Genomic DNA, 228 nt, shown 5'->3' on the forward strand with positions numbered 1-228 from the left:
AAGTCAGTCATTATCAGCAATTTATAACGCAGAACAACATTACTGTAGTCTGTATTTTTGATGCGCTTTATCCAGATGATCTCCGGCAGATTGCCAGTGCGCCTTTATTATTATTTTGCAGGTGAGATGTTTCGTAATTATCAGCTCAACAAATTGGAATTGTTGGCAGCCGTAACGCTACACATAGTGGGCTTGAAATAGCCTCAGAATTTGCATACGAGTTTACTT

The 228-nt window shown here is 39.0% G+C and carries 1 pseudogene; it reads left to right on the forward strand.

The features are described from left to right. A pseudogene (locus V6260_RS18810) lies at nucleotides 1–228 on the forward strand (DNA-processing protein DprA); the annotation flags it as partial.

The sequence above is a fragment of the Pseudoalteromonas aliena genome (assembly GCF_038155085.1).
GTDB classification, from domain to species: Bacteria; Pseudomonadota; Gammaproteobacteria; order Enterobacterales; family Alteromonadaceae; genus Pseudoalteromonas; species Pseudoalteromonas aliena_A.